This window comes from Microcystis sp. M061S2 (assembly GCF_020245605.1).
Classification (GTDB): Bacteria; Cyanobacteriota; Cyanobacteriia; order Cyanobacteriales; family Microcystaceae; genus Microcystis.
In genome coordinates, this window is record NZ_JADBUP010000027.1 from 1 (window position 1) to 6,123 (window position 6,123).

At 53.7% G+C, this 6,123-nt stretch carries 12 protein-coding genes; all 12 read right to left on the minus strand.

Going from position 1 to position 6,123, the window contains the following annotated elements; all coding sequences use genetic code 11:
* On the minus strand, positions 1-449 hold a 449-nt coding region (locus IM475_RS05830), incomplete at its 3' end, for a hypothetical protein (protein WP_287726971.1).
* Complete coding sequence (locus IM475_RS05835) at positions 442-774, minus strand: hypothetical protein (RefSeq protein WP_287726972.1); 333 nt, start codon at positions 772-774, stop codon at positions 442-444. The genes IM475_RS05830 and IM475_RS05835, both read right to left, overlap by 8 nt.
* Entirely contained in the window at positions 774-1,136 is a 363-nt protein-coding gene (locus IM475_RS05840) for a hypothetical protein (RefSeq protein ID WP_287726973.1), read from the minus strand. Before IM475_RS05840 ends, IM475_RS05835 begins: the two co-directional genes overlap by 1 nt.
* Positions 1,136-1,399, minus strand: coding sequence for a DUF6321 domain-containing protein (locus IM475_RS05845; protein WP_287726974.1), 264 nt, complete (start codon positions 1,397-1,399; stop codon positions 1,136-1,138). Before IM475_RS05845 ends, IM475_RS05840 begins: the two co-directional genes overlap by 1 nt.
* On the minus strand, positions 1,399-2,112 hold the full coding sequence (locus IM475_RS05850) for a glycosyltransferase family protein (RefSeq protein WP_287726975.1): 714 nt from the start codon (positions 2,110-2,112) through the stop codon (positions 1,399-1,401). The genes IM475_RS05845 and IM475_RS05850 overlap by 1 nt, the downstream gene beginning before the upstream one ends.
* Positions 2,112-2,369 carry an HNH endonuclease gene (locus IM475_RS05855; protein ID WP_287726976.1) on the minus strand — a complete coding sequence of 86 codons (258 nt, stop codon included), beginning with the start codon at positions 2,367-2,369 and terminating at the stop codon, positions 2,112-2,114. The genes IM475_RS05850 and IM475_RS05855 overlap by 1 nt, the downstream gene beginning before the upstream one ends.
* Positions 2,369-2,782 carry a tail fiber assembly protein gene (locus IM475_RS22940; protein ID WP_353737438.1) on the minus strand — a complete coding sequence of 138 codons (414 nt, stop codon included), beginning with the start codon at positions 2,780-2,782 and terminating at the stop codon, positions 2,369-2,371. The genes IM475_RS05855 and IM475_RS22940 overlap by 1 nt, the downstream gene beginning before the upstream one ends.
* 8 nt (positions 2,783-2,790) lie before the next feature.
* Positions 2,791-3,246: a discoidin domain-containing protein gene (locus tag IM475_RS05860; protein ID WP_287726977.1), complete on the minus strand. Its 456-nt coding sequence runs from the start codon at positions 3,244-3,246 to the stop codon at positions 2,791-2,793.
* 137 nt (positions 3,247-3,383) lie between these two features.
* On the minus strand, positions 3,384-3,701 hold the full coding sequence (locus IM475_RS05865; protein WP_287726978.1) for a hypothetical protein: 318 nt from the start codon (positions 3,699-3,701) through the stop codon (positions 3,384-3,386).
* Between the two features lie 321 nt (positions 3,702-4,022).
* Positions 4,023-4,298 (minus strand): hypothetical protein, encoded by a 276-nt coding sequence (locus IM475_RS05870; protein WP_287726979.1) that lies wholly within the window; start codon positions 4,296-4,298, stop codon positions 4,023-4,025.
* Positions 4,299-4,366: 68 nt separating this feature from the next.
* Positions 4,367-4,531, minus strand: a complete 165-nt coding sequence (locus IM475_RS05875) for a hypothetical protein (RefSeq protein ID WP_287726980.1) — start codon at positions 4,529-4,531, stop codon at positions 4,367-4,369.
* Between the two features lie 11 nt (positions 4,532-4,542).
* Positions 4,543-6,123, minus strand: a 1,581-nt coding sequence (locus tag IM475_RS05880) for a hypothetical protein (protein WP_287726981.1), incomplete at its 5' end; no start/stop codon positions are given.

Consider the following 6,123-nt stretch of genomic DNA (forward strand, 5'->3'; position numbering starts at 1 on the left):
CTTGGATAAAGCTGCTGCGACTTGGCAATCATGTCTCGCAGTTCTGGCATCGTACGACGCAGGATCAGCGCACGGTGATTCTTGTTGTCACAGTAGCGAAGCGGATCGGCCAGCATGGCGTAGGACTTCCCACCACCACGAGCACCCCCGTAAAATACTTCCTTCTCCGTAGCCGCCAAGAACTGTGTCTGTGGGCCGGGGTTAGGACGAAAGATGATATCTTCTTCCTTGACCGTATCCCGCAGTTCAATTGGCAGCTTTGAGATAATGTCGTCTGTAACGACACCGATTTTATTGTCAACAACACCACGCTGAGCAAGGATGGTATCAAGTTCAGCCGTTGACTTGGCAGCTAGTTTGCGGGCGTTACGAATGTTAGCCCGTAGCTTAGCCTGTTTTTCTTTTAACTGTGTTTTGGCCTTTTCCTCATGCGCGACTTTTTTACGCACACTTGGTTTCGGCGTCGGTAGAGGCGGTTTCTGGTTTGACACGGTATCGCTTTAAGTCTTTGGCGAATGTTCGTCGGAGGATGAACAGCAAGCCGTTGTAGTGGACCGGGCGATGGGACTCAGAAAACATCGAATTTAGCCATTCAGCCAGCTTGCGATGCGAGTAATCGCCCGATTTCCAGTATTTATAAGCATCATAAAGCTTCTCTAGCACGTCATCACGAGGTATGAGAAGCTTCTGATCGTACTTTGACACCTCCCAACCATAGGGAATATACTTCCCTTTCTTGGTTCGTGTCGTCCATTTTAGTCGTAATACAGCCATTAATCCTTGTCTTTCGCAGGAAGAACGAACAGTCCACCTGTGCTTTTGACCTCAATTTTGTCTGTTGGCTTCACATCCGCACGGTCTAGGACGCTATTTAGGTACTTTAGCGCCGTCTCACGCCCCGGGTCAGCAGGTTTACGCATACCTAGGATAAGATTATGGGCGGCTTCTACGCTGTGAGCAGCGATTTTAGCCCGTGCAGCCTCGACAATCTCGTCTTTTAGATCGGCTAGGATGGTTGTAACGTCTGCTTTTGAGTAGCCAGCCATTTCAGCAGCCAGTTTGGGGTCGCCGTTAAGCTCCTCATCAAGCAAAAGCTGGATAAATGTCTTCTGCTGCTTCGTTAGTTCCGGTTTCATTAGCATGACCATGCTTTTAGCGATTTATTAACCCTTGAATTTGGGTCATTTGCGGTTTTTTCAGATGTGAGCTTCTTCTTTAACCCTGTCATTCTGGCACAGAATGATTTTCGACGCCCTGCATCCTTCTTGGTCTTGGGATTTGGGGCAGGGGCCTTAAGATTACCGCCAGTGGCCTTGTTGTAGCTGGCCCTGCCCTTGGCGTTCAGCCCACCTTTTTCGGACTGGCCTTCTTTACGCTGCCATGTCGGCGTCTTAGCCATCAGTTTTCTGCCTTTTTGATAGCTTCATTAAGGGCATCCTCAAAGTTGCCCGCATAATAAGTCTTACCTACGTGCTTTAGACTAGGCTTTGGGTCGATCCAGATGCTTCCACCTGTTTCTACCCATCTATTACAGAACGTAAAATCCTCGCCCCACATCACGTTACCCCGTTGTTCAGTGTCGAACAGGCGGTAGTAGTGCTGGTCGGCGTCATTTTCATTGTCGTCAGTCAGTTTTAGCTCAGGGTGAGCTTCAAAAAGCTTCTCAATGACGCTGCGTTTCAGCAACATGAACCCTGTGGCGATGTGCTTTGCTTCTACAAGACCTGTATTTTGGCACTGATTGACTGGAAATTTGATGTTTGTCGTGAATCGGGAGTAGTGTTGATGCCGATTTCGGTACATGACACCGGAAAAATCTTTGTCAAAGGCCAGTAGGCGTAGGATTGCCTCTGGTTCCCATCCGATATCAGAGTCGATGAACATCAAATAGTCGTTATCACTGTCCATAAAGTAACTAACGAGCTTGTTTCGGCTTCGCATAATGAGACTGTCGCCAACATTAAATAAAGGCGTCAGAATAATTCCGTATTGCAGCATAGTTTGCACAGTCTTTAGGAGACTGGTAACGTACTCAACAGTGAATTTATCCATTACAGGGGTGCAAAGCATAACCTTCACACCCCGCAGGTCTTTCTGAATTGTCTTTTGCATTAGTCTTTTGGGTTGCGCTTACGTGCCGTTTTTGTTCGTGGGTAGGATCGGTTCACGGACTTGGGCACTGCTTCAAGATTTGATGGGCGATTATCCAGAGGATTGCCATTTTTATGTCCGATGTCGGCGCTTGATCCTTTGGTGACAACACCAGCTTTTAAGGCTGCCCGACGTGCCTTGTTACGGCTTGAACGTCTGGCAATTTGTTCTGGTGATCCTTGGTAGTTTTTGTATTCGCTTTTGTAGTTTCTAGCCATTATGCAGGTTCCTGAGGCCAGACAGGATTTAGCGGATCGGCTGTTTGTTCTGGTAGATCGCGCAGGGCCTGTCGATAAACTGCCCAAGGGGCTGTATCCCACGGAGCATCCGGAAGAACGCGAAAATCCGACGCTATAAGGCGTTTGTCTCGCTCGGAACGAAGAGATGCCAGAGCTAGATTACGAGCATTTGCAATCTCAGTTTCCGTCATAGACCGTACAATCCATTCACCTTCCCACTCTACGACTTTTGTAGTCGCCGCTGCAGGCCGTGGCCCTGTAGGAACAAATCCCAAAGCAGCCAATTGCTCGACAGTTAGGCTAACTAGATCAGTACGAGTAAGGCGATTGGGCAGTCGGTGCCGGTCAGGCAAAGGTGCGGGGACGCCCCCATTGTAGCTGTAGAGTGTCATTCGTCACCTTAGAAAGTAAATGTACGCATCGTCAGATTGGCCCAACCAGTCGTGACGCCAGTTGCGCTATAAAGCGTCTCTTGCTCGCCCGAAAATGCACCAGTGTTAGAGCCTAACACTTGAAACGAAGAAGGCGTGCGGTTGGTAGTCCCTCCGGCAAAGCGCGGTGTGTACTCAATTGCTGTGGGACGGATAGCGTTACCTGACCCAAGGTCAAGCTGAATCCAAATTGGCGGTGTTGGATTGCCTGAGTGCCAACGTGATGAGCCGCCGCCTTCTGCATCGCCGTTCGTTGAAAATGCATAGAAGGCTTCGTATCCAGCCGACAGAACGCTGTTTGTACTGGCCACAAGCGGAGACGGGGCACTGTTGCTTGTCATGTTGACTGTTGGATAGGCTGTAGCCCCAACCAGATAAGCAAGCCGTTCAAGCTCGACATAGCCGTCGCCGTTAAGCGCCGTCATGTTAAGACGCAGATAGCGATATGGAACAATTGGCCAAATGCTGTCCCGGCGCGCAAGGTATTGCTCTCTGTCGCGCCACAGACCCGGCGCTGAGCCCGTGGAGGGCACGCGCCTAAATCCTGTGTATCCGCCGTTCATTAGGTAATCGTCAGATGTTCGACACGATATGTCAGATCATTGTCGGCAGATGCTGTCAGCGTGAGTGCATCACCGTTTGCCAGAAAGAATGGCCCATCAAAACGGAGCACTGAATCAGCAGGTACGGGCACTGTGTGAGCAATTGTAGTAGCAGCAGTAGCACCTGACGGATCAATTGCAATTGTTACGTCTGCCGTGTTTGTCCCGTCAACGTTAGCAACCCGGATGCACACAACTGACACGTTGCCGCTTGCTGTTAGTGCAGTAACGCCACCTGTTGTAATTGCCCCTTGGGCATAACCCATTGTCTCAGCCATATTAATTCCCTAGTGCGATACGGCGCAAATAGCTGTCGCCTGATCCAGATGCAGGGACTGCCCATGTCTGGTCGCCCCGTAGAAATGTCGTGTTGTTTGCTGTGCCCGATCCAAGACGGGCAGTTGCCAGTGTGCCAGACACAATGTTTGCGGCACCGTGCGTGTGTGAGGTAAGAGCAGCGCCGATTGTTGCAGGATCGGCTAGATCAGCGATTTCCTGTAGCGTTGTCTTTCGTGTAGCACCGGCCTTATCGACTGGTGCTACTTCTGTTCCGTCAAGCGTACCAGCCGACGTGAGAGCAGTAATTGTAGTTGTTGCCATTAGGTTACGATAAACTCCTCACCGGCCAGTGTGACAACAGTGTTGCCATCCAAAGTAACAAGGTAGGTATTGGGATCAACGCCGCCGCCGGTGCCGCCCCATACTTTCTGCCAAACTCCATCCACTTTTACGTATGCGCCTTCCGGAATAACCCAAGCACCGTTGTACTTAATGTACGATACTACGTCCGTAGTCCAAGTAGACACACCTTTAATGTGTAACTGGCGCACGCCGTCTACAATTTGAAAAGGTCTAAATAAAAGTAGAAGGCTCATTATTTTTACTCGTTAAGTATGTTTCAATAGCAACTAGAGTTGCCTCAATAACATTGCCATTAACAAAATTACCCCAATGCGCGCAGGGCCGATAGCGTTGCAGTCGTGTCCGCGATTTCTACGTCCAGTGCAGCGATGCGGATGACGTCCCCGGCTCGATCCGCGTCGGCGCGGGCGGTGTTGAGAAGCGCCAGTCGGTTTTCCGTCAGTTTGATAAGGTCCGCGATTTTCATGGCTGCCTCACTTAGACCAACGGGATCAGTTCTTGGCTGATCGTCGAAAGGTGGGACTGAAGCAGCACGACGTCGTAAGTGTCCGTTCCGTCGATGGCCGCATAGGCCGCCATGCGCCCGCCCTGCGCTGCGGTGCCGGCCTGGATGAAGTCGGTCGGAACGTAAGGCGAGAATACCCGGTTCTTCGCGTCGAAGCGGTAAATCTGGTTCACCGCGCTCGCCACGTAGACGTTGACGTAGGTGTATCGGCCTTCTTGCCCGAATGGGGAGTAGCACCCGGTCGTGCCGGTGCCGAAGGAGTTTACGTTACCGTCGTAGGTGATCGCGCCGGTCCATGTGCCCGTGATGCTGCCCGCGATGTCGAGCAAATCCAGCGTCACCGCGCCGCCACGGAAGAAATAGTTAAAGCTATGGCGAGCGTTTCGAGCCGGGTCGGGCTGAATGCCGAAGGAGGGCGCCCATAGGTTCCCGACGGCGTTGTTCGCCGGCCCGGCGCCGAAGTAGGTCGTGGACCAAGCGTCAGCGGCGATGCTGTTGGTGCCGTTGTTGATGGTCGCGTCGGTGTAGTTGTAGGTGTACGTCGTTGTGTTGCCCGTGGTCCGCAGAACCAAGAGGTTCGGCTGCTCGATCACGAAGCGCGCGGACGCGCTGGGCTGCGTCGTCCAGGCCGTCCCCAGCGTGTAGACCGCGCTCGGGCCGGCCGTGTGACTCGCGATGATGCGGCGCTGCCCGACCGAGCCCGGCGTCGTCGGGTCCGCGACGATGCGGACCTGAAAGTTCCGGTACTCGTTCGCTAGCACCACGGCGTCGCCGCCGGTCGCCTGTCCGGTGATGGTGGACGCCGCCGATGCCGTCGCGAGAAGCGCGACTAGATCCGTGTCGTAAGTGGTGGCGCCCTTGACCATCCCTTCGCCCGGATTGTGGTCGAAGGGAACATAAAGCTCATCCATAACAAGGATGGCGCTGTCCGTGCCGACGGTGGCCGGGAGGTTAGTGATTGAGCGGTTCGCGAACGTGTTGCTCGCCGGCTCAAACGATCGAAATGCCCCCGCCGCCAAAGTGCCAGCGCCAAGCATGAACAGCCGGCCGCAGAGAAGCTCGTAGCGCGCGCCAGTGGCCGGTGTGAAAGTCAGCGCGGTTTCGAGCCGAATGGTCGGCGTCGTGCTGGCCGTGTTCCCGACGATCCACCGCTCTTCGGTCTTTCCGGCAACGGTGTCAATGATGCGGAGCTTGAAACCAAACTCCCCGCTGCCGCCCCGGTTCGCGAGCATGTTCACGCCGACCGCCGTGGGCAGCGCAGTCGTCAGTGTAACGCTCGTCGTCGTCGCGCCCGCCGCGATGGTTCCGACCGCGCCAAAGGAAGGCACGAATGCACTGGTGGACCCGGCGCCGAACGTGCCGCCCGTTAGCGGTGCAGTGCTCACGACCTGCCACGCTTTTGTCACGATGTTGTATCGGTTGAGGAGGGCGTTTGAATGTAGCGTATAGACGAAGGGGTTGCGCGAGGTGTCATTGCGCATGTCGGCGGCCATAGACATCGCTGCCGCGTGGGCATTGGGAGAAGGCGCGACCTGCGCCCACAGCAGCCGGTC

Excerpts from the sequence above, each read along its gene's own strand:
- IM475_RS05835 (WP_287726972.1), bottom strand. The coding sequence starts at position 774 with ATGGCTGTATTACGACTAAAATGGACGACACGAACCAAGAAAGGGAAG.
- IM475_RS05840 (WP_287726973.1), bottom strand. The coding sequence starts at position 1,136 with ATGAAACCGGAACTAACGAAGCAGCAGAAGACATTTATCCAGCTTTTG.
- IM475_RS05845 (WP_287726974.1), bottom strand. The coding sequence starts at position 1,399 with ATGGCTAAGACGCCGACATGGCAGCGTAAAGAAGGCCAGTCCGAAAAA.
- IM475_RS05850 (WP_287726975.1), bottom strand. The coding sequence starts at position 2,112 with ATGCAAAAGACAATTCAGAAAGACCTGCGGGGTGTGAAGGTTATGCTT.
- IM475_RS05855 (WP_287726976.1), bottom strand. The coding sequence starts at position 2,369 with ATGGCTAGAAACTACAAAAGCGAATACAAAAACTACCAAGGATCACCA.
- IM475_RS22940 (WP_353737438.1), bottom strand. The coding sequence starts at position 2,782 with ATGACACTCTACAGCTACAATGGGGGCGTCCCCGCACCTTTGCCTGAC.
- IM475_RS05860 (WP_287726977.1), bottom strand. The coding sequence starts at position 3,246 with ATGACGGCGCTTAACGGCGACGGCTATGTCGAGCTTGAACGGCTTGCT.
- IM475_RS05865 (WP_287726978.1), bottom strand. The coding sequence starts at position 3,701 with ATGGCTGAGACAATGGGTTATGCCCAAGGGGCAATTACAACAGGTGGC.
- IM475_RS05870 (WP_287726979.1), bottom strand. The coding sequence starts at position 4,298 with ATGAGCCTTCTACTTTTATTTAGACCTTTTCAAATTGTAGACGGCGTG.
- IM475_RS05875 (WP_287726980.1), bottom strand. The coding sequence starts at position 4,531 with ATGAAAATCGCGGACCTTATCAAACTGACGGAAAACCGACTGGCGCTT.